The sequence below is a fragment of the Pseudomonas sp. NPDC089408 genome (assembly GCF_044749445.1).
Taxonomy (GTDB): domain Bacteria; phylum Pseudomonadota; class Gammaproteobacteria; order Pseudomonadales; family Pseudomonadaceae; genus Aquipseudomonas.
The window spans coordinates 633,517-656,327 of the sequence record NZ_JBIVHY010000001.1 but is presented as its reverse complement, the minus strand read 5'-3'; the positions used below and the strand labels follow the sequence as shown (position 1 = coordinate 656,327).

Sequence of the window (22,811 nt, the reverse complement as noted above, 5' to 3'; positions counted from 1 at the left end):
GCCTTGAAACTGCTGATTCTCGACCGTGACGGGGTAATCAACTACGACTCCGACGCCTACATCAAGACGCTGGAAGAGTGGATCCCGATCCCTGGCTCGGTCGCAGCGATCGCGCAGTTGAGCAAGGCGGGCTGGACGGTGGCCGTGGCCACCAACCAGTCCGGCATTGCCCGTGGCTACTACCCCCTGGCAACCCTGGAGGCCATGCACACGCGCCTGCGCGAACTGGTGGCCGAGCAGGGCGGCGAGGTGGGCCACATCGTGTTTTGCCCGCACGGGCCGGACGAAGGTTGCGATTGCCGCAAGCCCAAGCCTGGCATGCTGCGGGCAATTGCCGAGTATTACCAGGTGGGCCTTGAAGGCGTCTGGTTCGTCGGCGACAGCAAAGGTGACCTGGAGGCCGCCCTGGCCGTCGGTGCCCAACCCGTGTTGGTGAAAACCGGCAAGGGCGAGCGGACCCTGGAAAAAGGTGTCCCGGAAACTACACTGATTTTCGACGATCTGGCTGCTATCGCCAGAGAACTAATTTAAACAGTGCGCCTACGGGCGCATTTTTCTCAGGCGGGCATGCCCCGCAATGGTACAAGCCACTATGTCGATCCTGCAGGCGATCAGAATCTTTCTTTTTTACCTGCTGCTGGGCACCAGTTCGCTGCTGTGGTGCTCGCTGAGCTTCTTCGTCGCGCCGTTCTTGTCGTTCCCCAAGCGCTACAAGTTCATCAACGTGTACTGGTGCCGCTGCGCGCTGTTCCTGGTGCGCACCATCCTGGGCATCGACTACAAGATCACTGGCGCCGAGAACGTGCCGGTTGAGCCTTGCGTGATCCTGTCGAACCATCAGAGCACCTGGGAAACCTTCTTCCTGTCCCAGTATTTCTCGCCACTGAGCCAGGTGCTCAAGCGCGAACTGCTGTATGTGCCGTTCTTCGGCTGGGCCATGGCCATGCTGCGGCCGATCGCGATCAACCGCGACAACCCCAAGGAAGCGCTGCGCCAGGTGGCGAGCAAGGGCGATGAGCTGCTCAAGCAGAAAACCTGGGTGCTGATTTTCCCGGAAGGTACCCGCGTGCCGTTCGGCACGGTCGGCAAGTTCTCCCGCGGCGGCACTGCGCTGGCGGTCAATGCCGGGCTGCCGGTGTTGCCGATTGCCCACAACGCCGGGAAGTTCTGGCCGAAGACCGGCTGGGGTAAACGCTCCGGCACCATCGAGGTGGTGATTGGCGAGCCGATGTACGCCAACGGCACCGGGCCACGGGCCATCGCCGAGCTCAACGACCGCGCCCAGGCGTGGAACGAAGCGACCCAGCGAGCCATGGGCTCACTGCCGCCAGCCGAAGAAAAACCGCAGGAGCAGATGGCCTGAGAATCTGTGGATAACTTGTGAGCAGTTTTTCCATGAAAAGCTTGAAATAAGCTCTAAGTTATTGAATTAGCTGTTTATTTCTTTGTATGACATTTTTCTGAAAAGCGTGCATAAGTTTTTTCGAGGCATAAAAAAACCGGCTTTTACAGCCGGTTTTTTTATGGCTCCATGCAAGCACGGATCGCTTTGTGTAGGAGCGGCCTTGCGTCGCGATCGGGCCGCAAAGCGGCCCCAGCAATTTGTGCATCAAGGCAGAAATCCTGCGGCCGCTGCGCGGCCTGATCGCGACACAAGGCCGCTCCTACAAGGGTTCGCATCGGCCGTTAGATCTTGTCGATATCCACATCCTTGGTTTCTTTCAGGCAGAAGATCCCCACCACCAGGCTGATCCCGGTGACCAGCACGGGGTACCAAAGCCCGTAGAAAATATCCCCGGTGTACACCACCAGCGCGAACGACACCGTCGGCAGGAAGCCCCCGAACCAGCCGTTGCCTATGTGGTAGGGCAGCGACATCGAGGTATAGCGGATGCGGGTTGGGAACAGCTCGACCATCACCGCCGCCAGTGGCCCGTAGGTCATGGTCGCGATCAGGATCATCGCCACGATCAGTACCACCACCATCACCTGATTGACCTGCGCCGGGTCGGCCTTGGCCGGGTAGCCAGCCTGTTCCACCGCCGTACGCATGGCCGCTTCGTCGAAGCCGTTGATGGTCTTGTCGCCAATGTTCACCACCACATCACTACCGGCCACGCTCACCGAGCTGTATGGCAGGCCCTGCTTGACCAGGAAGGTCTTGACCTTGTCGCACGGGCTGTCGAAGCGTGCTTTGCCAACCGGGTCGAACTGGAAGGTGCAGCTTTGCGGGTCGGCCGTTACCACGATGGGTGCCTGGCGGCTGGCGGCGTCAATTTGCGGGTTGGCGTAGTGGCTCAGCGCCTTGAACAGCGGGAAGTACAGCACGGTGGCCAGCAGCAGGCCGAGCATGAGGATCGGCTTGCGGCCAATACGGTCGGACAACCAGCCAAAGAATACGAAGAACGGTGCACCAATCACCACACTGATGATCAGCAGGGTGTTGGCCTGGGCCGGGTCCATCTTCAGCATCTGGGTCATGAAGAACAGCACATAGAACTGCGCCGTGTAGAAGGTCACGGCTTGCCCGGCGTTGATGCTGAACAGCGCGGTAAGCACCACCTTCAGGTTCGGCCAGGAGGTGAACGATTCACGGATCGGCGATTTACTGACTTTGCCCTGAGCCTTCATTTTCACGAAGGCCGGCGATTCGTGCATGCTCATGCGAATCCACGTGGAGATGGCCAGCAGCACGATAGACAGCAGGAACGGCAGGCGCCAGCCCCAGGTTTCGAACTGGTCGCCACTGATGTAGCGGCTACCCAGCACCACCAGCAGCGACAGCAACAGGCCCAGGGTGGCGGTGGACTGGATGAAACCGGTGTGGAAGCCACGCTTGCCCTGCGGCGCATGCTCGGCCACATAAGTAGCCGCACCGCCGTACTCACCGCCCAGCGCCAGCCCTTGCAGCATGCGCAGGATCACCAGGATGATCGGTGCAGCGATGCCAATGCTGGCGTAGGTGGGCAACAAGCCCACCGCGAAAGTGGACAGGCCCATCAGCACAATGGTGACCAGGAAGGTGTACTTGCGCCCGATCATGTCACCCAGTCGGCCGAACACCAGCGCGCCGAACGGCCGCACCAGAAAGCCGGCGGCAAATGCCATGAGGGCGAAGATAAAGGCCGTGGTGTCGTTCACACCCGCAAAGAACTGCTTGCTGATGACCGCTGCCAGCGCGCCATAGAGAAAAAAGTCATACCACTCGAAAACCGTCCCGAGGGATGACGCGAAAATGATCTTGCGTTCTTCACGGCGGCTTGGGCTGCTGGCCGCCGCACCCTTTTCCTGGATGTAATCCGACATCGTTGCTGTCCTCGGCCCGCAGGCCACAGTGATTATTCTTGTTGTTCCACTGCCGACAGCTTTCGACCGCAAGCTGCCGCTACTGCACGCACCCGGGTCAGGGCGTCGGTAACGCGTCTTCGTTCAAGTAGGTTTGGGTAGCCGCTCCTTTGAGGATCAGTTGCGCCGCCTTCTCGGCGATCATCAGGGTGGGGGAACAGGTATTGCCGGAGGTGATCTGCGGCATGATCGAAGCGTCAGCCACGCGCAGGCCGGGGATGCCATGTACACGCAGCTGGTTATCCACAACGTCCATGGCGCCATTGCCCATGCGGCAGGTACCGACCGGGTGGAAAATGGTGGTGCCGATCTTGCCGGCGGCGTCGAACAGATCCTGCTCGGTTTGCAGCGCCGAGCCTGGCAAATATTCCTGAGGCTCGAATGCCGCAAGGGCAGGGGCCTGGACGATGCGCCGGGTAAGGCGGATGGCATCGGCGGCGACCCGCAGGTCTTGGGGGTCGCTGAGGTAGTTGGGGTCGATCAGTGGGGTGCTGTTCATGTCGGTGTTGCGAATATCGATACGCCCGCGACTGGCCGGGCGCAAGTTGCACACCGAAGCGGTGAATGCCGGGAACTGATGCAACGGTTCGCCAAAGCGCTCGAGTGACAGCGGCTGCACGTGGTACTGCAAGTTGGCAGTGGCCTGGTCCGGGCTGGAACGTACGAACGCGCCTAGCTGGCTCGGCGCCATGGCCAGCGGGCCGCTGCGATCGTAGAGATAGCGCAGGCCCATGCCCATCTTGCCCCACAGGCTGTTGGCCATCTGGTTCAAGGTACGGGTATTGCGAACCTGGTAGATCAGCCGCAGTTGCAGGTGGTCCTGCAGGTTGCCACCAACGCCAGGCATGTCATGACGCACACCGATGCCCAAACCTTCCAGCAGTTGGCGAGGGCCAATGCCGGAGCGCTGCAGGATGCCGGGCGAGCCGACAGCGCCAGCGCAAAGAATGATTTCGCGGCGTACGGCAAACTCGTGCCAAGTACCTTGCCAGAACGCTTTCACCGCGCGGGCGCGTGTGTTGTTCAGCAGCACCTGGTCAACCTGTACGCCGGTCAGCACGGTGAGATTGGCGCGGTCCTTGATGGGCCGCAAGAACGCCTTCGAAGCATTCCAGCGCACACCACTGCGCTGGTTGACCTGAAAATATCCACAGCCCTGATTGTCGCCGGTGTTGAAGTCATCGACCTTGCCGATACCGCTTTGCTCGGCAGCATCACGGAAGGCATCGAGGATTGGCCAGCTGTAGCGCTGGCGCTCGACTCGCCATTCGCCGTCACTGCCATGGTGTTCGCTGGCGCCGGCAAAATGGCTTTCGCTGGCCTTGAACAGTGGCAGCACGTCCTTCCAGGCCCAGCCGTCGTTGCCTTGCTCGGCCCAGTGGTCATAGTCGGCGGCCTGGCCGCGCATGTAGATCATGCCGTTGATCGAGGAACAGCCACCGAGCACCTTGCCCCGTGGATAACCCAGTGCGCGACCAGCCAGGCCGGGCTGTGCCTCGGTCTTGAAGCACCAGTCGGTGCGCGGGTTGCCGATGCAGTAGAGGTAACCGACGGGAATGTGAATCCAGGGATAGTTGTCACGCCCGCCCGCTTCCAGCAGCAGCACGCGGCAGGCAGGGTCAGCGGACAAACGATTGGCCAGCAGGCACCCGGCAGGGCCGGCCCCTACGACCACGTAATCAAAGACAGAATCGGCTGATGGCATGTGCAACCTCGGGCCTGATTATTATTCTTGTCCCGATCCATCTTAGTGAGTAATTTCGTGGGGGAAACACGAGATTTCGCGCAGCCGTTGTGCGTTTTAGCACAGCGACCATCATTGCGACGGTGCTGTCCTGTAGGAGCGGCCTTGTGTCGCGATGGGGCGCGCAGCGGCCCTAAATTCAGCAAACTCGGTCCATCTGAAAAACCGTATGTGCTGATTCAGGGCCGCTGCGCGCCCCATCGCGACGCAAGGCCGCTCCTACAAGGGGTACGCCGTCTGGATGCATAGGGACAAGCATGTTCGACTGGAACGATCTGCGGTTTTTCCTCGAGTTGCAGCGCAGCGGCCGCCTGCTTACCGCCGCCAAGCGCCTCAATACCACCCACAGCACCGTGGCCCGGCACATCGAGAGCATCGAGCAGAGCCTGGGCACTGCGCTGTTCGTGCAGCATGCCCAAGGCTACGAGCTGACCCCTTCGGGCCAGGCCTTGCTCAAGCACGCCGAAGCCATGGAGAACGTTGCCCTGCTGGCGCAGGAAGAAATCACCCAGGCCATTACCCCGCTGGGCAAGATTCGCCTGGGGGTGACCGAAGGCATCGGCATCATGTTCTTCACCCCACGCATGAACGCGCTGTTCGAGCGCTACCCGGGGCTGGAAGTGGAATTGGTAGCAGTGCCGCGCTTCGTCAGCATCCTCAACCGCGAAGCGGAAATCAGCATCCACCTGGAGCGGCCCAACGCCGATTTGCTGATCACGCGCAAACTCACCGACTACCGCCTGGCGCTGTACGCCAGCCAAGCTTACCTGGACCGTGCGCCGCCACTGCTCAACCGCGAAGACCTGGCGCGGCACAACTGGATCGGCTACGTCGACGACCTGTTGTTCAGCCAGGAACTGCTGTTTCTCAACAGTTTTTGCCGAGCACCCAACGTGGTGTTCCGCAGCACCAGCGTGATCGCCCAGCAAACCGCCGCCCGCGCCGGGCTGGGCATCGCCGTGCTGCCCAACTACATGGCCCGCCATGATCCTACCCTGGTGCGCGTGCTGCCGGGCGAAACCATCCAGCGCAGCTACTGGATCTGCACCCGCCGCGAGCTGCACAAGTCGGTGCGCCTGCGGGTAGTGTGGGACTACCTGCTGGCGCTGTGCGCAGAAGAGCAGAGCGAACTGCTAGCTCAGTAGCGCCTTGCCGGCCAGCAGCAGGGCCGCGGCCCAGCCTGCTAAGGCAAACATCTGCTGCAGGCGCGGCCCGGCCAACCTGGCCGCCAGCGGCCGCGCCAATAGCAAGCCGAGCACTGCACCAACGGCAAACGGGGCGCCCACCTGCCAATGCATGACACCCGCAAGGCTGGCGCTGACCACACTGCCGGTCGATACCAGAGCGATTACCGCCAACGAGGTGGAAACGATGCTGGCCATGCGCAGGTTGGTGTAGCGGTTAAGGGCCGGGATAATGACGAACCCGCCGCCCACACCGAGCAGCCCCGACAGCAAACCGGACAACGCCCCGGTGCAGGCCAGCGCGCGTGCGCAGGGCAGTGTCCAGCGCAAGCGCCCCTGAAGCGGGTTCAACACACAAGGCTCGATAAAGCGGTGAGCATCATTGGCTTCGCCGCGTAGTTCCTTGGCCGCCTTGCGCCAGATGCGCAGGCAGGCGTAAACCAGCACCCCGGCGAACACCAATTGCAAGGGTGTATCCGGCAAACGGTGCGCCAGCATCAACCCGAACGGCGCTGCCGCCACACCCATCAGGGCAATGAACAATGCTGCCCTGTAGCGCACCAAACCTTGGCGCAGGCCCAGTACCGCGCCCACCGCTGCAGCAAGACCTACTGCCAACAGGCCGACCGGTGCCGCCTCCACCATCGACAACCCAAGGCCGAACACCAGCAGCGGCACGGCGAGAATCCCACCGCCTGCGCCGGTCAACGCCAGCACTGCGCCGATGATTGCGCCCAGGCCTGCGCCCAACAATTGATGTTCGATCACTGCCCACCCTCGGCTGCCAGCGGCTGTGGCCGCGCCAGCCACTCGCGGCCCTTGAGCATGCCTTGCCAGTAAAGCGGCGGCAGCGCCTGAGCCTTGAGCAACCAGGCCAGGCGCGTCGGCTTGCGGCCATCCAGCAGCCAGTTGGGGAAGCTCGGGGCCAGCTTGCCGCCATAGGTGAACTCGGCCAGTACGATCTTGCCGCGCTCGACGGTTAGCGGGCATGAGCCGTAGCCGTCGTACTGGGCCAGGGTCGGCAACCTGCCCAGCGCCACCAGCACGTTGTTGGCCACGACCGGTGCCTGCTTGCGAGCAGCCGCAGCGGTCTTGGCGTTGCTGGTATTGGCTACATCACCCAAGGCATGAACGTTGCCGTACTTGCGATGGCGCAGGGTGTGCGGGTCGACATCGACCCAGCCGGCGCTGTCGGCCAACGGGCTTTGGCGGATGAAGTCCGGCGCTACCTGCGGCGGCACCACATGCAGCATGTCAAAGGCCTCGGTGCAGGTTTCGCTGCTGCCATCGGGCAGGCTGCGCACGAAGGTGGCGCGTTTGTTCGGGCCATCCACGGCTACCAGCCGGTGGGAAAATTTCAGGTCAACGGCGTACTTTTCAATGTACTTCATCAGTGCGGGCACGTAGTCCGCCACGCCGAACAATACTGCGCCGGCATTGAAGAAGCTGGCCTTAACCGCCCCCAGATGGCCGTTGCGCAGCCAGTGGTCACACGAGAGGTACAATGCCTTCTGCGGCGCACCGGCGCACTTGATCGGCATGGGCGGTTGGCTGAACAGGGCACGGCCTTGCTTGAGCTTTTGCACCAGTTCCCAGGTATAGGGCGCCAGGTCGTAGCGGTAGTTTGAGGTGACACCGTTGCGGCCCAGGGTCTCGCTAAGCCCATCGATCGCGGCCCAGTCCAGCTTGAGGCCGGGGCAGACCACCAGCTGTTCATAGCTGATGGCACGGCCATCTTCGAGCATGACCAACTGGCCCAACGGATCGAAGCCCTGAACGCGCGCCTTGACCCAGCGCACACCGCGCGGAAGGGTCGATGCCATGGTGCGGGCGGTGCTCGGTGCATTGAACACACCGGCGCCGACCATGGTCCAGCCGGGCTGGTAGTAGTGCACCTCGGCGGGATCGATCAAGGTGATGTCCAAAGACGGGTCGCGGCTGATCAGGCTGGAAGCAGTGGCGATACCAGCGGCACCGGCACCTACGATGACCACCTTGTGGTGGTCGTTAGTGGCAGGGGACAACAAGGCAGGCATGGCGGTAAATCCTGGAAATCTGGTTATGGGGGCAGGGCGCTTACAGCTTGTTCAGCGGAATCTTCAGGTAGCTCACACCGTTGGCTTCCGGCGCAGGCAGTTGGCCGCTGCGCATGTTCACCTGCACCGAAGGCAGGATCAGCACGGGCATGTCGAGGGTCTTGTCACGGGCTTCACGCATGGCAACGAAGCTCTCCTCATCGATGCCCTGATGGATGTGGATATTGCTGGTGCGCTGCTCGGCAACGGTAGTGACGTACTGCATGTCGCGGCCACCGGGCAGGTAGTCGTGGCACATGAACAAGCGGGTCTGGTCGGGGAATGCCAACAGCCGGCGGATAGAGCGGTACAAGGTGCGGGCATCGGCACCGGGGAAGTCGCAGCGGGCGGTGCCGTAGTCGGGCATGAACAGGGTGTCACCGACAAACACTGCAATCTCGCCAGCATCCTCGATCATGTAGCTCATGCATGCGGGCGTATGCCCCGGGGTGTGCAGGGCGCGGGCATGCAGGTTGCCAATGCGGAAGCCTTCCTCGTCTTCGAACAGCACGTCGAACTGGCTGCCATCGCGGGCAAAACCAGGCTCGGCATTGAACAGGGCCCCGAACACTTTCTGCACTTGGGTAATGTGCGCACCGATGCCGGTATGGCCGCCGAGCTTCTCCTTCAGGTAGGCCGCTGCTGAAAGGTGGTCGGCGTGCACATGGGTTTCCAGCACCCACCGCACGCTGGCATTCAGCTCGGTCACGCGCTCGATCAAGCGATCCGCCGACGCGCTGCAGGTACGCCCGGACTTGGGGTCGTAATCCAGCACGCTGTCGATCAACGCGCACTGCCGGGTTTCACGGTCCATGACCAGGTAGCTGATGGTCGAGGTCGCCTTGTCGTAAAAGGCGTCCACGTGAAGGTTGTTGCCGATGATCATCACGTTCTCCAATTTATCCGCCGCGCCTTGTAAGGCGTAGGCAGTGACAGGAGGTTTATCAAGATGCATGCCAGGCTTTTTCCTGCGCATGGCTCAATGAAACTGGCCGGGTGCTGACAGCGGTGGGCAATACTGGCAGCTCGAATGGCAGTCGACTGTCAGCCAATGGCAGTGTTTGGCAGTCCTTGTTACCCTGCGCCGGTCATCCAAACGGTGCCGTCATGCCTGAAGCCCATCCCCTCATCCTAGCCCTGGTTTCCTACCTTGAGCACGATGCCCTGCCCACCATCGTGCTGGACACCGACTACAACATCCTGGCTGCCAACGCGGCCTATCGCCGCCAGTTCGGCCAGCATGACCACGCACCGCTGGGCGAAAAGTGCCACAAGGTCTCGCACCACTACGCCGTACCGTGCGACCAGGCTGGCGAGCATTGCCCGATGCGCAAGGCGTGGGACAGCAAGGTACCGGAGCGGGTGTTGCACATTCATCACACGCCACGTGGCCCGGAGCATGTCGATGTCGAACTGCGGCCGATTCTGGACGAGCAGGCCAGGGTGGTGGCCTTTGTCGAACGCCTGACTACCATCACCCTCGCTTCGGCACAGCCTCAGGAGCAGGGCCTGGTCGGCCGGGCGCCTGCCTTCAAAGCGGCCCTGGTCAGCCTGCAACGCGCTGCGCCAGCACAGATCCCGGTATTGCTGCAGGGTGAGTCGGGTACCGGCAAGGAGCTTTTCGCCCGCGCGCTGCACATGGGTAGCCCCAGGGCCACAGGCCCGTTGGTGGTGGTCGACTGCACCGGCCTGACCGAATCGTTGTTCGAGAGCGAATTGTTCGGCTACGAGAAGGGCGCGTTCACCGGTGCCAACCAGCGCAAGATCGGCCTGGCCGAAGCGGCCCATGGCGGTACGTTGTTCCTCGATGAAATTGGCGAAGTGCCGCTGGCGATGCAGGTGAAGCTGCTGCGCCTGATCGAGTCAGGCAGTTTTCGCCCGGTGGGTAGCCTGCGTACCGTTCATTCCGATTTTCGCCTGGTATCGGCGACGCACAAACCGCTCAGGCAGATGGTTGCCGAGGGTAGCTTCCGCGAAGACCTCTACTACCGCATTAGCGGTTTCCCGATTCGTCTGCCGGCGCTGCGCGAGCGAGTCGAGGACCTGCCCTTGCTGGCGCAGAGCCTGCTACAACGCATGGCCGGTAAGTCGACGCCCAGCTTGAGCGACGATGCCATGCAGCAGCTTGGTTTGCATCCGTTCCCGGGCAACATCCGCGAGCTGCGCAATATTCTGGAGCGTGCGCGATTGTTTGCCGATGACGGGGTGATTCGGCCGGAGCATTTGCCGGAAGACATTGGGCCAGCGTCAGTGGTGAAGTCAGGCGGACGGCGTAATGACCTGGGGGAGCTGGCGCAGGCCCTTGAGCAGTTCAAGGGTTCGCGTAGTGAGCTTGCCCTTCATTTAGGAATGAGCGAACGCACGCTGTATCGCCGCTTGAAAGCGCTCGGCCTGAGCTAGGTACTGCAGTTCAGACGCGGTCAGTGTAGGAGCGGCCTTGCGTCGCGAAAGGGCTGCGAAGCAGCCCCAGGGTTTCGGCACAGATGCAAAAATCTCTGGGGCCGCTTTGCGGCCCTTTCGCGACGCAAGGCCGCTCCTACAAGGGCCACCTTTACCGGACCTTTACCTCTGTCCTGACATTAAGTAGCCAAATCCATGGTCTGATGAGTTAACCGCACAGAGGACCGCAACAAATGAAGAAAACCCTAACCGTGATCTGCGCAGCACTCATGCTCAGTGCACCTCTGGCCAGCTTCGCCCAGCCAGGCCCACCTGACCGGCACGACAGCGGCCCATCGCACCAGGGCAACCCTTCGCATGGCAAGCCGCAGCAACAAGGCCGTCATGACAATGGCCGCGGGCCGGCGTACCGCGACCCGAATTTCCGCCCGCAACAAGGCATGCCGGTACCGCATCAGCAGTGGCAGCGTGGGCATGCGGTTGACCCACATTACCGTGGCGACCGTTACTGGGTGACCGACTGGAAAGCACGCCACCTGTATGCACCGCCGCGCGATCACCGCTGGTTGTATGTGAACGGGGACTATGTACTGGTAGCCATTGCCAGTGGCGTGATCGTCAATATCCTCACTGGTTACTGATTCTTTCAGGCACAAAAAAGCCCGCATCAGCGGGCTTTCTTGTGCTTGCAGAATCTACACCTGAATCAGAAGTCCAGGTTCGAAACCGACAGCGCGTTGCTTTCAATGAAGTCACGGCGCGGCTCGACCGCATCACCCATCAGGGTGTTGAAGATCTGGTCGGCAGCGATCGCGTCTTCGATGGTGACCTTGAGCATACGGCGGACGGTTGGGTCCATGGTGGTTTCCCACAACTGATCAGGGTTCATCTCACCCAGCCCTTTGTATCGCTGGATCGTGTGACGCTTGGTGGTCTCGTTCATCAGCCAGTCCAGGCCTTCCTTGAATTCGACAATCGCCTTGCGGCGCTCCCCACGTTGAACGTAGGCACCTTCACCCAGCAAGCTGGACAGCTTGGAACCGATGTTGACCACTGTGCGGTAGTCGTTGCTGCCGAAGAAATCGCGGTTGAAGGTGACGTAGCTGGCCAGACCGTGGGAAGTCACTTCCACTTCCGGCAGCCAAACGTTGCGCTCCTTGTCTTCGCGCAGGCTTGCCTTGTACACCAGGCCAGACTTCTGGCTGTTGTTCAAACGCTCCTGGAACTTGCTCAGCCACGACTGCATGACAGCATGGTCGCCCAGCTGATCCAGCGTAACTTCAGGCAGGTAGATGAAGTGCTCGGTCAACTCTTCCGGGTACAGGCGAGACAGACGCTTGAGCGTCTTCATCACACTGCGGAACTCATTGACCAGAGCCTCCAGCTGCACGCCAGAAACTGCTGGCGCCGACTCGTCCAGGTGCAGGCTGGCATCTTCCAGGGCCGACTGGGTCATGTACTCTTCCATGGCCTCGTCGTCCTTGATGTACTGCTCCTGCTTGCCTTTCTTCACCTTGTACAGCGGTGGCTGGGCAATGTAGATGTAGCCGCGCTCGACCAGCTCCGGCAGCTGACGGAAGAAGAAGGTCAGCAGGAGGGTACGAATGTGCGAACCGTCAACGTCAGCATCGGTCATGATGATGATGTTGTGATAGCGCAGCTTGTCGATGTTGTACTCTTCGCGGCCAATACCACAGCCCAGCGCCGTTATCAGCGTGCCCACTTCCTGGGACGAAATCATCTTGTCGAAACGCGCTTTCTCGACGTTGAGGATTTTACCCTTCAGCGGCAAGATCGCCTGGGTACGACGGTTACGGCCTTGCTTGGCCGAACCACCTGCGGAGTCACCCTCCACCAGGTACAGTTCGGAAAGTGCAGGGTCTTTCTCCTGGCAGTCCGCCAGTTTGCCCGGCAGGCCGGCGATATCCAGCGCACCTTTGCGGCGAGTCATCTCACGGGCTTTACGGGCCGCTTCACGCGCACGGGCAGCGTCGATCATCTTGCCAACGACGGCCTTGGCTTCGTTCGGGTTCTCCAGCAGGAAGTCGGAGAAGTACTTGTTCATCTCCTGCTCCACGGCGGTTTTCACTTCCGAGGAAACCAGCTTGTCTTTGGTCTGTGAGCTGAACTTCGGGTCCGGTACCTTCACCGAGATGATCGCGGTCAGGCCTTCACGGGCGTCGTCGCCAGTGGTTGCCACCTTGTTCTTCTTGGCCAAGCCTTCCTGCTCGATGTAGCTGTTCAGGCTACGGGTCAACGAAGAACGGAAGCCCACCAGGTGAGTACCACCGTCACGCTGGGGAATGTTGTTGGTGAAGCACAGCAGGTTTTCGTTGAAGCTATCGTTCCATTGCAGGGCGACTTCAACACCCACGCCATCGTCACGCTGGACGTTGAAGTGGAAAACCTGGGAGTTGACCGGCGTCTTGTTGGTGTTCAGGTACTCGACGAACGCACGCAGGCCGCCTTCATACTTGAAGAACTCTTCCTTACCGCTGCGCTCATCCTTCAGCAGAATGCCAACGCCCGAGTTGAGGAACGACAACTCACGGATACGCTTGGCCAGGATGTCCCAGCTGAAGTGAATGTTCTTGAAAGTTTCGGCCGACGGCTTGAAATGGATGTGGGTACCGGTCGTTTCGCTGTCACCGACAACCGCCATCGGCGCTTGTGGAACACCGTGAACGTAAGTCTGTTCCCAAATCTTGCCGCTGCGGCGAACTGTCAGCACCAGCTTCTCGGACAGGGCGTTAACAACCGATACACCTACGCCGTGCAGACCCCCGGAGACCTTGTAGGAGTTGTCGTCGAACTTACCGCCGGCGTGCAGTACGGTCATGATGACCTCGGCTGCGGAAACGCCTTCTTCTTTATGCACGTCGACCGGAATACCGCGACCGTTGTCGCGCACACTGATGGATTCGTCCGGGTGGATGATGACGGTGATGTCATCGCAGTGACCGGCGAGGGCTTCGTCGATCGAGTTGTCGACCACTTCGAAGACCATGTGGTGCAGGCCGCTACCATCATCGGTGTCGCCAATGTACATGCCGGGACGCTTGCGTACGGCATCCAAACCTTTCAGCACCTTGATGCTGGAGGAGTCGTACGTTTGATTTTCGCTCATGCCTTCACTCCCGATGGTCGTGGGTCTGGGTGATACGGCCTTGTTCCACGTGGAACAAAGCAACTGGCGTTTCCGTCTGCCAGCCTTCCCTCAGTAATTCGTGATCTACACAGGTGATGAACACCTGGCAGCGTAATTCTTCAAGCAAGCGGCACAGTGCGCGGCGATGCTGATCGTCCAGTTCGGACGGCAAGTCATCCACGAGATAAATACAGTGACCGCGGCGAGCCTGGCTAACGAGGTGGCCTTGGGCAATGCGCAATGCGCATACCACCAGCTTTTGCTGACCACGCGACAGAATGTCGGCTGCATTGTTGGCAGCCAGACGAAGACGCAGATCAGCGCGCTGCGGACCGGCCTGGGTATGGCCCATCTGCTGATCGCGAAGGAGAGAGGAGGCGAGTACTTCTTGCAGTTCCCGATCCTTGTCCCAGCCTCGGTAGTAGCTCAGGGTCAACCCGTCCAGCTCGACCAGTTCGCTCAGGGTTCGCTCGAAGACGGGCTTCAAGGCCTTGATGTAGTTGCGACGGTATTCATCTATTTCCGCGCTGGCCAGGCACAATTCCCGGTCCCAAGCGGCTTGCGAAGCTGGGTCAAGTGTACCATGCCGCAACCATGAGTTCCGCTGCCGCAGTGCCTTCTGCAGCCGTTGCCAAGCAGGTAGAAAGCGAGGTTCCACGTGGAACACCCCCCAATCCAGGAACTGGCGGCGTATTTTTGGGGCACCTTCCAACAGCCGGAAACTGTCAGGGTTGATGAGCTGAAGCGGCAACAACTCTGCCAACTGGGCAGCGCTGCGCGCATTCTGCCCGTCGATGCGGATAGTGAATTCCCCCTGGCGCTCGCGAGAAACACCCAGGTTGCTGGCGCCACCCTCGGTCAACTGCACTTCACCAAACACGGTACAGGCAGGCTGTTCGTACTGAATGACCGGGTTCAAGCGGGTGCTACGGAAAGACCGCGCCAGCCCAAGCAAATGCACAGCTTCGAGCACGCTGGTCTTGCCGCTGCCATTGGCGCCGTAAAGGATGTTGATGCGGGGGGAAGGTAAGAGAGTCACCGGGTGCAGGTTGCGCACCGCGGTGACCATGATACGTCGAAGGGACATGTCGCCTGCTACGGTTACAGACGCATCGGCATGACAACGTAGGAAGAATCGTCGTTGCCAGCTTCCTGCAGCAGGGCGCTGCTGTTGGAATCAGACAGGATCAGACGAACTTGCTCTGTAGTCATCACGCCCAGCACGTCCAGCAGGTAGCTGACGTTGAAGCCGATTTCCAGCGAGCTACCTTCGTAGTCCACGCTGATTTCTTCTTCCGCCTCTTCCTGCTCGGGGTTGTTGGCCTGGATCTTCAACTGGCCGGCAGCCAGTTGCAGGCGAATACCACGGTACTTCTCGTTGGAGAGAATTGCGGTACGGCTGAAGGCTTCACGCAGGGCCTGACGGTCACCGACTACCAGTTTGTCGCCGCCTTTAGGCAATACGCGCTCGTAATCAGGGAACTTGCCGTCCACCAACTTGGAGGTGAACGTGAACTCACCGGTGGTCGCACGGATATGATGCTGGCCCAGGACAATGCTAACCATGCCTTCCGGGTCGGTCAGAAGGCGCGCCAGTTCCAGGATACCTTTACGAGGCACGATGACTTGGTGGCGATCATCCTGCTCGATCGGCGCAGTCATGGAGCACAGCGCCAGCCGGTGGCCATCAGTCGATACTGCACGCAGGGTGTTGCGGGACACCTCAAGCAGCATGCCGTTGAGGTAGTAACGCACGTCCTGCTGAGCCATGGCGAAGCTGGTACGCTCGATCAGGCGGCGCAGCTTGCTCTGCTCCAGGTTGCAGGTCAGCGAGCCCGGGCCTTCTTCCACGGTCGGGAAGTCGTTTGCTGGCAGGGTCGACAGGGTGAAGCGGCTGCGACCGGCCTTGACCAACAACTTCTGCTCATCGACCTTGATATCGATCAGGGCGTCGTTCGGCAGGCTTTTGCAGATGTCCATCAGCTTGCGCGCCGGTACAGTGATCTCGCCAGGCTCAGCCGGCTCTTCCAGTTGCACGCGGCCTACCAGTTCGACTTCCAGGTCGGTACCGGTCAACGACAGTTGCTGGCCTTGTACGACCAGCAATACGTTGGACAGGACCGGCAAGGTCTGACGGCGCTCGACGACACCGGCGACCAGTTGCAGGGGTTTCAACAGGGCTTCGCGTTGAATGGTGAAATGCATGGTCTAGTCCCTTGCCTTCAATTAGCTGCGCAAACGGCCATCAGGTCGTCAGCGTCCGCAGCAGGTTCTTGTAGTCCTCGCGGATGTCCGCGTCGGATTCCTTCAGTTCGTTGATCTTGCGGCAGGCGTGCAGCACGGTCGTATGGTCGCGACCACCGAACATGTCGCCGATTTCCGGCAGACTGTGGTTGGTCAGCTCCTTGGACAGGGCCATGGCCACCTGGCGCGGACGCGCCACAGAGCGCGAACGGCGCTTGGACAACAGATCGGAGATCTTGATCTTGTAGTACTCGGCGACGGTACGCTGGATGTTATCCACACTGACCAGTTTGTCTTGCAGCGCCAGCAGGTCTTTCAGCGACTCACGGATCAGCTCGATGGTGATGTCGCGGCCCATGAAGTGCGAGTGGGCAATCACCCGCTTCAGTGCACCTTCCAGCTCACGTACGTTGGAGCGGATACGCTGGGCAATGAAGAAGGCTGCGTCATGCGGCAGCTCGACCTTGGCCTGGTCGGCCTTCTTCATCAGGATCGCTACGCGGGTTTCCAGCTCTGGCGGCTCCACGGCCACCGTCAGGCCCCAGCCAAAGCGCGACTTCAGGCGCTCTTCCAGGCCTTCGATCTCCTTGGGATAGCGGTCAGAGGTCAGAATTACCTGCTGGCCACCCTCAAGCAGGGCGTTGAAGGTGTGGAAAAACTCTTCCTGCGAGCGCTCTTTACGGGCGAAAAACTGGATATCGTCGATCAGCAGCGCGTCCACCGAGCGGTAGAAGCGCTTGAATTCGTTGATGGCATTGAGCTGCAACGCCTTGACCATGTCGGCGACGAAGCGCTCCGAATGCAAGTACACCACCTTGGCATTCGGGTTCTTCTTCAGCAGATGGTTACCCACAGCATGCATAAGGTGGGTTTTACCCAGGCCTACGCCGCCATAAAGGAACAGCGGGTTGTAACCATGCTTGGGGTTGTCCGCCACCTGCCAGGCAGCTGCGCGTGCCAGCTGGTTCGACTTACCTTCGACGAAGGTGTCGAAGGTGAAGGTACGGTTCAAGTAGCTGGTGTGCTTGAGCGCGCCTTCAACCTGCACGGTGCGCTGCTCGGCCCGGCCACTGGCAGCGGGTGCAGCAGAAGGCTCGGCCATGGCATCGAAGCTGTCACGTGAAGACGGCTCGGCGAGTTGATCGACCACCAGCACAGGTTCGGCTGCAGCCACGGCAACCGGTTCGGCCGCAGCTACCGGCGGAGCGGCCCTGGGCTGGCTCTGCGCCAGCGAAGCCGCCACGGCGGCACTAACCGGCGCGTTAGGCGCAGCCCGTGGCGCCGAACTGCGGCGGCTACCTATTAATAAGGAAAGGGCAGGTGCAATGCCGCTGCCGTTCTCACCCAACAGCTCGAGCAAGCGGCCCAGGTACTTTTCATTGACCCAATCGAGAACGAAACGGTTAGGCGCATAGACGCGCAACTCGTCGCCTTCGGCTTCGACCTGTAGCGGACGGATCCAGGTGTTGAATTGCTGGGCAGGCAGTTCATCGCGCAGAAGCTCCACGCACTGCTGCCAAAGTTCCACTGACACGGATATCCCCTGAGTTTGAAAGCCGGATGAGGCAAAAACAAACCGCCATTGTACCGGTCGAGCGTTCAGTTATCCACATGTGGACACGTTAGGAACCATGGCAAAACAGCCATTTATCGACCAAATCGGCTTGCCAGCCATGTGCATAAGCTCTGTGGATAACCGCCCATGAGGGCTATGCACAACCCTGAGGTCAAGCCTGTTGATAACTCAGCTGTTGATAAGTGGCCTTTTAATCCACAGGTTTCGACCACGTAGAAAACAAGCGCAGCACGGGTTCAGAACAACCTTATGAAACTCTGTACAGTGCATGAATCCTAGGCTTCAGCGTGTTATCCACAGAAACTTATCCACTTAAGATTTATAGATTCTTCAGAAAAGCTTTTTATATGTCTCTTCTTTTTTTTCATGTTGTCCCCGATTCGCGTGTCCGATCAAGCACCCTCTGGCGATGAACCAACAAGCACCGTCCATCACGTGCTCTATAGGGAAAGACTGGTTGGAAATTGACCTACGGGCTTGCTTTCTCTAGAATCGCCGGTCTCTTAAAAAGGGGGCCATCCCGGCCCGTCGTCGACAAACCAGGTAACACGCCATGAAACGTACTTTCCAACCAAGCACCATCAAGCGCGCGCGCACTCACGGTTTCCGTGCCCGTATGGCTACCAAGAACGGCCGCGCTGTTCTGTCGCGTCGTCGTGCCAAAGGCCGTAAGCGTCTGGCCATTTGATTTTTCGGCACAGGTGGTGAGTCAGGACTTCAGTCGGGAAAAGCGACTGCTTACACCCCGACATTTCAAAGCGGTCTTCGACTCCCCAACCGGCAAGGTTCCAGGGAAAAACCTGCTGATCCTTGCTCGCGAGAACGGCCTTGATCACCCACGCCTCGGCCTGGTGATCGGCAAGAAGAGCGTCAAGCTCGCCGTTCAGCGCAATCGCCTCAAGCGCTTGATGCGCGATTCCTTTCGTCTGAACCAGCAAATGCTTGCCGGGTTGGACATTGTGATCGTCGCGCGCAAGGGATTGGGTGAGGTAGAAAACCCGGAATTGCACCAACACTTTGGCAAGCTCTGGAAACGCCTGGCGCGCAGCCGGCCAACTCCAGCAGTCACCGCCAATTCGGCAGGGGTAGACAGCCAAGATGCGTAAACTGGCGCTCGTTCCGATCCAGTTTTACCGTTACGCCATTAGTCCTCTGATGGCCAGCCACTGTCGTTTCTTCCCCAGCTGCTCCTGTTACGCATATGAAGCCATCGAAAACCATGGCCTCTGGCGTGGTGGGTGGCTGGCCGTTCGTCGCCTGGGGCGTTGTCATCCGTGGAATGACGGCGGTTTCGACCCCGTTCCACCCGCTCCTTCCTCCCGAACTTCTTCGATAGCCGAGTAATCATGGATATTAAACGCACGATCCTGATCGCCGCGCTGGCAGTCGTGTCCTACGTCATGGTCCTGAAGTGGAACGATGACTACGGCCAGGCTGCCCTGCCGACTCAGAATACTGCTGCCAGCACTGTTGCTCCGGGCTTGCCCGATGGCGTGCCGGCCGGTAACAACGGTGCCAGCGCCGATGTACCGAGCGCCAACGCCGAATCGAGCCCTGCCGAACTGGCACCGGTCGCACTCAGCAAGGACCTGATCCGAGTCAAGACCGACGTCCTGGAACTGGCTATCGATCCGGTCGGTGGTGACATTGTCCAGCTGAACCTGCCGCAGTACCCGCGCCGTCAGGACCACCCGGACATTCCATTCCAGTTGTTCGACAACGGTGGTGAGCGTGTCTACCTGGCACAAAGCGGGCTGACCGGCGCCAACGGCCCGGACGCCCGCGCCAGCGGTCGCCCACTGTATGCCGCCGAACAGAAGAGCTACCAGCTGGCTGACGGCCAGCAACAACTGGTGGTCGACCTGAAGTTCAGCGACAACGGCGTCAACTACATCAAGCGCTTCAGCTTCAAGCGCGGTGAGTACGACCTGAATGTCAGCTACCTGATCGACAACCAGAGCAGTCAGGCCTGGAGCGGCAACATGTTTGCCCAGCTCAAGCGTGACGCCAGCGGTGATCCGTCGTCGAGTACTGCCACCGGCACCGCGACCTACCTGGGCGCAGCCCTGTGGACAGCTTCCGAGCCTTACAAAAAGGTCTCGATGAAGGACATCGACAAAGGTAGTTTGAAAGAAAATGTGTCTGGCGGCTGGGTTGCCTGGCTGCAGCACTACTTCGTAACCGCCTGGATTCCGGCTAAATCGGACAACAACGTTGTTCAGACCCGCAAGGACAGCCAAGGCAACTACATCATCGGCTACACCGGCCCGACGCTCAACGTACCCGCGGGTGGCAAGGTTGAGACCAGCGCCATGCTGTACGCCGGTCCGAAGATCCAGTCCAAGCTGAAAGAGTTGTCCCCAGGCCTGGAACTGACTGTCGACTACGGCTTGCTGTGGTTCATCGCTCAGCCAATCTTCTGGCTGCTGCAACATATCCACAGCCTGTTGGGTAACTGGGGCTGGTCGATCATCGTCCTGACCATGCTGATCAAAGGCCTGTTCTTCCCGCTGTCGGCTGCCAGCTACCGCTCCATGGCACGCATGCGTGCCGTTGCGCCGAAGCTTGCCGCACTGAAGGAACGCTTCGGTGACGATCGCCAGAAGATGTCCCAGGCGATGATGGAGCTGTACAAGAAAGAGAAGATCAACCCGTTGGGCGGCTGCTTGCCGATCCTGGTGCAGATGCCGGTCTTCCTGGCCCTGTACTGGGTACTGCTGGAAAGCGTGGAAATGCGCCAGGCCCCATGGATGCTGTGGATTACCGACCTGTCGATCAAGGATCCGTTCTTCATCCTGCCGATCATCATGGGCGCTACCATGTTCATCCAGCAGCGGCTGAACCCGACCCCGCCGGATCCGATGCAGGCCAAGGTCATGAAAATGATGCCAATCATCTTCACCTTCTTCTTCCTGTGGTTCCCGGCTGGTCTGGTGCTGTACTGGGTTGTGAACAACTGCCTGTCGATTTCGCAGCAGTGGTACATCACCCGTCGCATCGAAGCAGCAACGAAAAAAGCTGCTGCTTGACGGGCTAGTACGCTAGCCTGTGAATAAAAAACGCCCCCTAGTGGGGCGTTTTTGCTATCTGTCGTTTTTGTCGTAGAGGCTTTGAGCATGAACACTGTGCGTGAAACCATCGCCGCCATCGCTACTGCCCAGGGCCGCGGTGGTGTGGGTATTGTCAGGCTGTCCGGCCCTCTGGCTGCCAAGGCTGGCCAGTTGATAACCGGTCGTACACTTACCCCGCGGCACGCCCACTACGGCCCGTTCCGTGATGAGGAAGGGCTGGTGCTGGATGAGGGGATCGCGTTGTTCTTCCCAGGGCCGAATTCGTTCACCGGTGAAGATGTGCTTGAACTGCAGGGGCACGGTGGCCCGGTGGTCCTCGACATGCTGCTGCAGCGCTGTGTACAGGTGGGCTGCCGCCTGGCCCGCCCCGGCGAGTTCAGCGAGCGTGCATTCCTCAACGACAAGCTCGACCTGACCCAGGCAGAAGCTATCGCCGACCTGATCGAGGCCAGCTCCAGTCAGGCTGCGCGCAACGCGCTGCGCTCGTTGCAGGGGGAGTTCTCCAAGCGTGTGCATGGCCTGACCGAGGCGTTGATCGCCCTGCGTATCTACGTCGAGGCAGCCATCGACTTCCCCGAGGAGGAGATCGACTTCCTTGCCGATGGCCATGTGCTGTCGATGCTTGATGCGGTGCGTGGCGAGTTATCCACCGTGCAACGTGAAGCCGGGCAGGGTGCCTTGCTGCGTGATGGCATGACGGTGGTCATCGCTGGCCGGCCGAATGCTGGCAAATCCAGCCTGCTGAACCAACTCGCCGGACGGGAAGCGGCCATCGTTACCGATATCGCCGGCACCACACGGGATATCCTGCGTGAACATATCCACATAGACGGCATGCCGCTGCATGTGGTCGATACGGCCGGTTTGCGCGATACCGATGACCATGTGGAAAAGATCGGTGTGGAACGTGCGTTGAAGGCCATTGGCGAGGCTGACCGGGTGTTGCTGGTGGTCGACTCCACCGCGCCCGAGGCCTGCGACCCGTTTGCATTGTGGCCAGAGTTTCTCGACCAGCGGCCAGACCCGGCCAAGGTTACCCTCATCCGTAACAAGGCGGACCTGAGTGGCGAGCGGGTAGCGCTGGAACAATGCGATGACGGCCACGTCACCATCACCCTCAGTGCCAAGGGCAATGACGCAGGCCTGCAGCTGCTACGCGACCACCTGAAGGCCTGCATGGGTTATGAACAGACTGCCGAGAGCGGTTTCAGCGCCCGCCGGCGCCATCTGGATGCGTTGCGCCAGGCCGGTGAGCACCTGGAGCACGGCCGTGCACAACTGACCTTGGCAGGCGCAGGAGAGCTGTTGGCAGAAGACCTGCGCCAGGCACAGCATGCGTTGGGCGAGATCACTGGGGCATTCAGTTCGGATGATTTGCTGGGGCGGATTTTCTCCAGCTTCTGCATCGGTAAGTAATCCACAGGCAGGCAAGGAAATGGGCCGCTCCTTCGAGAGCGGCTTTTTTTTGGCTGAAATTTGTTGCCGAAGATGGCCGTGGGAAGGCGAACCGCTTCACCTGTGGAATTGATTGTGTCTGTCCCAACGCATTCGCGGGCAAGCCCGCTCCTACATCGATCGCATTTCTCTTGGCGATACACAGCACCTGTAGGAGCGGGTTTACCCGCGAAGAGGCCAGTGCAGGCTCACAAATTTTATTCACAGACACAAAACTGCCCTCAGGAGCCCTGTGGAAAACCCGCCTTCAGGTCCGTTGATAAGCAGGCTTTTTTTCTGAGGAAAAATCCCCCTGTGGGTAAACAGCCATTTAATCCACAGGCTAAACCACGTTATCCATACCCCTCATGGCACTCCAATCACAGGGTTTAATTTCTCTGTACATGGCGTAATTAATGGGCTGTAACGGTTTATCCACAGATAAGGCTGTGCATAAGAATAAACATAAAAACAAAGCTTTTATAAATTTCTCTTCTTTGATTTCTGTTGTTTGCCACTCATCCACAGACTGGTCAAAATTTGCTCAGAAGGTTTCTTTAAGGGGGGTGAAGTCCCTATACTTGTCCGCT

General features: G+C 59.9%; 19 protein-coding genes. 10 read left to right on the top strand and 9 right to left on the bottom strand.

Annotated elements, in window-relative coordinates:
- Positions 1-3 precede the first annotated feature (3 nt).
- Positions 4-531, top strand: a complete 528-nt coding sequence (gene gmhB, locus ACIP02_RS02915; protein ID WP_400613025.1) for a D-glycero-beta-D-manno-heptose 1,7-bisphosphate 7-phosphatase — start codon at positions 4-6, stop codon at positions 529-531.
- 46 nt (positions 532-577) lie between these two features.
- On the top strand, positions 578-1,363 hold the full coding sequence (locus tag ACIP02_RS02910; protein ID WP_400613023.1) for a lysophospholipid acyltransferase family protein: 786 nt from the start codon (positions 578-580) through the stop codon (positions 1,361-1,363).
- Positions 1,364-1,686: 323 nt separating this feature from the next.
- On the opposite strand, the gene ACIP02_RS02905 is transcribed toward ACIP02_RS02910, so the two are convergent.
- Positions 1,687-3,306: an MFS transporter gene (locus ACIP02_RS02905; protein ID WP_400613021.1), complete on the bottom strand. Its 1,620-nt coding sequence runs from the start codon at positions 3,304-3,306 to the stop codon at positions 1,687-1,689.
- 97 nt (positions 3,307-3,403) lie between these two features.
- Positions 3,404-5,050, bottom strand: a complete 1,647-nt coding sequence (locus ACIP02_RS02900) for a GMC family oxidoreductase (protein ID WP_400613019.1) — start codon at positions 5,048-5,050, stop codon at positions 3,404-3,406.
- Between the two features lie 296 nt (positions 5,051-5,346).
- Between ACIP02_RS02900 and ACIP02_RS02895 the strand changes: the two genes are divergently transcribed.
- Positions 5,347-6,234 carry a LysR family transcriptional regulator gene (locus ACIP02_RS02895; protein WP_400613017.1) on the top strand — a complete coding sequence of 296 codons (888 nt, stop codon included), beginning with the start codon at positions 5,347-5,349 and terminating at the stop codon, positions 6,232-6,234.
- Here ACIP02_RS02895 and ACIP02_RS02890 read toward each other — a convergent pair.
- The 3 genes from ACIP02_RS02890 to ACIP02_RS02880 are packed head-to-tail and all read right to left on the bottom strand — an operon-like array spanning position 6,223 to position 9,234.
- Positions 6,223-7,041, bottom strand: coding sequence for a sulfite exporter TauE/SafE family protein (locus ACIP02_RS02890; protein WP_400613014.1), 819 nt, complete (start codon positions 7,039-7,041; stop codon positions 6,223-6,225). The genes ACIP02_RS02895 and ACIP02_RS02890 overlap by 12 nt on opposite strands.
- Positions 7,038-8,309, bottom strand: coding sequence for an FAD/NAD(P)-binding oxidoreductase (locus ACIP02_RS02885; protein WP_400613012.1), 1,272 nt, complete (start codon positions 8,307-8,309; stop codon positions 7,038-7,040). Before ACIP02_RS02885 ends, ACIP02_RS02890 begins: the two co-directional genes overlap by 4 nt.
- A 40-nt stretch (positions 8,310-8,349) precedes the next feature.
- Positions 8,350-9,234 (bottom strand): MBL fold metallo-hydrolase, encoded by an 885-nt coding sequence (locus ACIP02_RS02880; protein ID WP_400613010.1) that lies wholly within the window; start codon positions 9,232-9,234, stop codon positions 8,350-8,352.
- Between the two features lie 221 nt (positions 9,235-9,455).
- Here ACIP02_RS02880 and ACIP02_RS02875 point away from each other — a divergent pair, with 221 nt between their 5' ends.
- Positions 9,456-10,748 carry a sigma-54 interaction domain-containing protein gene (locus tag ACIP02_RS02875; protein WP_400613008.1) on the top strand — a complete coding sequence of 431 codons (1,293 nt, stop codon included), beginning with the start codon at positions 9,456-9,458 and terminating at the stop codon, positions 10,746-10,748.
- Positions 10,749-10,981: 233 nt separating this feature from the next.
- Positions 10,982-11,389, top strand: coding sequence for an RcnB family protein (locus ACIP02_RS02870; protein WP_400613006.1), 408 nt, complete (start codon positions 10,982-10,984; stop codon positions 11,387-11,389).
- Between the two features lie 65 nt (positions 11,390-11,454).
- Here ACIP02_RS02870 and gyrB read toward each other — a convergent pair whose 3' ends face one another.
- Genes gyrB through dnaA form a run of 4 tightly spaced genes read right to left on the bottom strand, consistent with a single transcriptional unit; the run spans position 11,455 to position 17,674 of the window.
- A complete protein-coding gene (gene gyrB, locus ACIP02_RS02865; RefSeq protein WP_400613004.1) occupies positions 11,455-13,875 on the bottom strand; it encodes a DNA topoisomerase (ATP-hydrolyzing) subunit B in 2,421 nt (806 codons plus the stop codon).
- A 4-nt stretch (positions 13,876-13,879) separates the two neighbouring features.
- Positions 13,880-14,983 (bottom strand): DNA replication/repair protein RecF, encoded by a 1,104-nt coding sequence (recF, locus tag ACIP02_RS02860; protein ID WP_400613001.1) that lies wholly within the window; start codon positions 14,981-14,983, stop codon positions 13,880-13,882.
- Between the two features lie 14 nt (positions 14,984-14,997).
- Complete coding sequence (dnaN, locus tag ACIP02_RS02855; RefSeq protein ID WP_016712777.1) at positions 14,998-16,101, bottom strand: DNA polymerase III subunit beta; 1,104 nt, start codon at positions 16,099-16,101, stop codon at positions 14,998-15,000.
- A gap of 40 nt (positions 16,102-16,141) precedes the next feature.
- Positions 16,142-17,674: a chromosomal replication initiator protein DnaA gene (gene dnaA / locus ACIP02_RS02850; protein ID WP_400612997.1), complete on the bottom strand. Its 1,533-nt coding sequence runs from the start codon at positions 17,672-17,674 to the stop codon at positions 16,142-16,144.
- 595 nt (positions 17,675-18,269) lie between these two features.
- Between dnaA and rpmH the strand changes: the two genes are divergently transcribed.
- From rpmH to mnmE, 5 genes are all read left to right on the top strand, one after another.
- Entirely contained in the window at positions 18,270-18,404 is a 135-nt protein-coding gene (gene rpmH / locus ACIP02_RS02845; protein WP_003253163.1) for a 50S ribosomal protein L34, read from the top strand.
- Between the two features lie 13 nt (positions 18,405-18,417).
- Positions 18,418-18,822 carry a ribonuclease P protein component gene (gene rnpA, locus ACIP02_RS02840; protein ID WP_016712775.1) on the top strand — a complete coding sequence of 135 codons (405 nt, stop codon included), beginning with the start codon at positions 18,418-18,420 and terminating at the stop codon, positions 18,820-18,822.
- Complete coding sequence (gene yidD, locus ACIP02_RS02835) at positions 18,815-19,060, top strand: membrane protein insertion efficiency factor YidD (RefSeq protein WP_075046823.1); 246 nt, start codon at positions 18,815-18,817, stop codon at positions 19,058-19,060. Before rnpA ends, yidD begins: the two co-directional genes overlap by 8 nt.
- Before the next feature lie 2 nt (positions 19,061-19,062).
- Positions 19,063-20,745, top strand: coding sequence for a membrane protein insertase YidC (gene yidC / locus ACIP02_RS02830; RefSeq protein ID WP_400612993.1), 1,683 nt, complete (start codon positions 19,063-19,065; stop codon positions 20,743-20,745).
- Positions 20,746-20,832: 87 nt separating this feature from the next.
- The gene (gene mnmE, locus ACIP02_RS02825; RefSeq protein ID WP_400612991.1) at positions 20,833-22,203 is read left to right on the top strand and encodes a tRNA uridine-5-carboxymethylaminomethyl(34) synthesis GTPase MnmE; all 1,371 of its coding nucleotides are present in this window, start codon (positions 20,833-20,835) and stop codon (positions 22,201-22,203) included.
- The last annotated feature ends 608 nt before the right edge of the window (positions 22,204-22,811 follow it).

Excerpts from the sequence above, each read along its gene's own strand:
- dnaN (WP_016712777.1), bottom strand. The coding sequence starts at position 16,101 with ATGCATTTCACCATTCAACGCGAAGCCCTGTTGAAACCCCTGCAACTG.
- ACIP02_RS02910 (WP_400613023.1), top strand. The coding sequence starts at position 578 with ATGGTACAAGCCACTATGTCGATCCTGCAGGCGATCAGAATCTTTCTT.
- ACIP02_RS02895 (WP_400613017.1), top strand. The coding sequence starts at position 5,347 with ATGTTCGACTGGAACGATCTGCGGTTTTTCCTCGAGTTGCAGCGCAGC.
- recF (WP_400613001.1), bottom strand. The coding sequence starts at position 14,983 with ATGTCCCTTCGACGTATCATGGTCACCGCGGTGCGCAACCTGCACCCG.
- mnmE (WP_400612991.1), top strand. The coding sequence starts at position 20,833 with ATGAACACTGTGCGTGAAACCATCGCCGCCATCGCTACTGCCCAGGGC.
- ACIP02_RS02875 (WP_400613008.1), top strand. The coding sequence starts at position 9,456 with ATGCCTGAAGCCCATCCCCTCATCCTAGCCCTGGTTTCCTACCTTGAG.
- yidC (WP_400612993.1), top strand. The coding sequence starts at position 19,063 with ATGGATATTAAACGCACGATCCTGATCGCCGCGCTGGCAGTCGTGTCC.
- ACIP02_RS02905 (WP_400613021.1), bottom strand. The coding sequence starts at position 3,306 with ATGTCGGATTACATCCAGGAAAAGGGTGCGGCGGCCAGCAGCCCAAGC.
- rpmH (WP_003253163.1), top strand. The coding sequence starts at position 18,270 with ATGAAACGTACTTTCCAACCAAGCACCATCAAGCGCGCGCGCACTCAC.
- gyrB (WP_400613004.1), bottom strand. The coding sequence starts at position 13,875 with ATGAGCGAAAATCAAACGTACGACTCCTCCAGCATCAAGGTGCTGAAA.
- ACIP02_RS02900 (WP_400613019.1), bottom strand. The coding sequence starts at position 5,050 with ATGCCATCAGCCGATTCTGTCTTTGATTACGTGGTCGTAGGGGCCGGC.
- yidD (WP_075046823.1), top strand. The coding sequence starts at position 18,815 with ATGCGTAAACTGGCGCTCGTTCCGATCCAGTTTTACCGTTACGCCATT.
- ACIP02_RS02870 (WP_400613006.1), top strand. The coding sequence starts at position 10,982 with ATGAAGAAAACCCTAACCGTGATCTGCGCAGCACTCATGCTCAGTGCA.
- ACIP02_RS02880 (WP_400613010.1), bottom strand. The coding sequence starts at position 9,234 with ATGATCATCGGCAACAACCTTCACGTGGACGCCTTTTACGACAAGGCG.
- ACIP02_RS02885 (WP_400613012.1), bottom strand. The coding sequence starts at position 8,309 with ATGCCTGCCTTGTTGTCCCCTGCCACTAACGACCACCACAAGGTGGTC.